Annotated in this window: 1 protein-coding gene and 1 pseudogene; both read right to left on the reverse strand. The window is 37.0% G+C overall.

Going from position 1 to position 1,811, the window contains the following annotated elements; genetic code table 11:
* Positions 1-701, reverse strand: a 701-nt coding sequence (locus ACFIK8_RS08935) for an ABC transporter substrate-binding protein (RefSeq protein ID WP_375669213.1), incomplete at its 3' end; no start/stop codon positions are given.
* A 936-nt stretch (positions 702-1,637) separates the two neighbouring features.
* Positions 1,638-1,811 (reverse strand): annotated as a pseudogene (locus ACFIK8_RS08940) (ABC transporter substrate-binding protein); the annotation flags it as partial.

Here is a 1,811-nt window from a genome sequence, read left to right on the forward strand (position 1 = left end):
TTGGAGCTTGCACGCAATAAAAGAGCTTCTCCAGGACGCCAACTCTCTAACTGATAAGGACCAACACAAGCAGAATGACTTGCCAAATACCGGTTTCCCATATCGCCATCTTGTTCGTTTTTCATGAGTGTCTCACGATCCAGCAAGGCAGCAGTGCGATTAGTGGAAATATTGCTAAGAATGAGCTCTGCAGGATAAGGTTTATCAAATTTCATCACCACCGTTTTGTCGTCCGGTGTTTGAAAAGCCTCATCAACGTTTTGTTCTGTAATCCCATATTCATTAAATGTTGCCGCATTGGACAATTTCAATTTCACAACCCGCTTCATACCCCAAACAAGATCATTGGCATTGGCTAATCTACCATCGTTAAACTTTAAACCATCGCGCAAATGAAAAGTAATCACCGTACTCTGGTCATCACTTAAAACATCCCAACTCTTTGCCAAAGAAGGAACCATTTTAGCTGCATCATCTGTAGCAGAAACGACCAAATTATCACAAATATTGTTAACCACTTCAATTCCATAACGGTCATTGAGTTGTGCAGGGTCAAATGTACTTATTGGATCCAGATTCCAAGCCATTACAAGCGTATCGGTAGGTGTTTTTGCTGAAACTTGTTGCACAAACATCCCCATTGCAAGAACAGCAGAAACAAAAGAACAGCTCTTTTTCAATATTTTTCTTTTCACGTTCATAGACTTTTCCTTTTAACGTTTATTGTATAAATTCCCCATGCAGCAAAACGTGCTTAATAATTAAGTTTAGACGAACTATAGGCTCCTAAAGACCAAGCTTTAAAATCTTCAAGAACAAGCACCTCTTGCCAATGACTCCTCCTGCCTACACTTACAAGCCAAACAAAAACATACAAAGGAAAACACTCTGATATATTCTGATATATAATGAACGCTCACCAACAACAGAGCTTATCCACGATATCATAACGCCTACTATTGAAGACTATAAAACCAATATTTTTTCTCTATCTTGTTCAGCAAGCTTGTCTCTTATTTCTTCCGGCGTTTTGCATACCATCAAAGCACTAGCCCTTTCGGCTCAAGTACCTTAATAACAAAGAGCTTTCATAATAATTTGACGATTTGATAAAACAGGAAAATTCGTTAGTTTGCTAAGTGCAACGACTTTTATTCCTTCTTCAAAAGGAAATTTGATTGTTTTTCATCACTCCCCGTAAAATAACTCCCTCCCAATTGGCATCTCATCATCTTTCAAAGCAAAAGAAAATATGAACACCATAAAAAACTGATACCCCTTGTGTACCCCCCATAACAAAACTTTCTTTCAACATCGCAAAACCTTTGCACCTTTAGCACTACTAAATTCCGCGACATTTGTTACACTTAGTTTTTTATGTTACACTCAGCTTTTTAACAAATAAATTGACCACTTTTCAATTCAGAGAAATTGAAATATTCAATCTTAACATCCACACAAATACACCTCTAATGAGAATGAAAAATCTCTTTAAACGAATGTCTTGAAAAGACATTCAACAATATATCACGCATTACCTATGATCTTCGACGTATTGCAAAGCTTAAAAATTTATACAATACGCCGAATATATCATGACGATGTCCTTTATCTATTGAACACCATTGAAGACACGCTTATTTTTCAATTTTACTATAAAAAATATGCGGTGCACTATTCCAAACCCACTTTTTGATATCCGGTGTCATCGCGACGACGCCATATTTCTGATAGATAAACGCATAAGGTCCTTTTTGCATAAGTTCACGTTGTAAATCAGCATATATTTGCGCCCGTTTTTGCGGATCTTT

It is taken from the genome of Bartonella sp. MR168JLCBS (assembly GCF_042194175.1).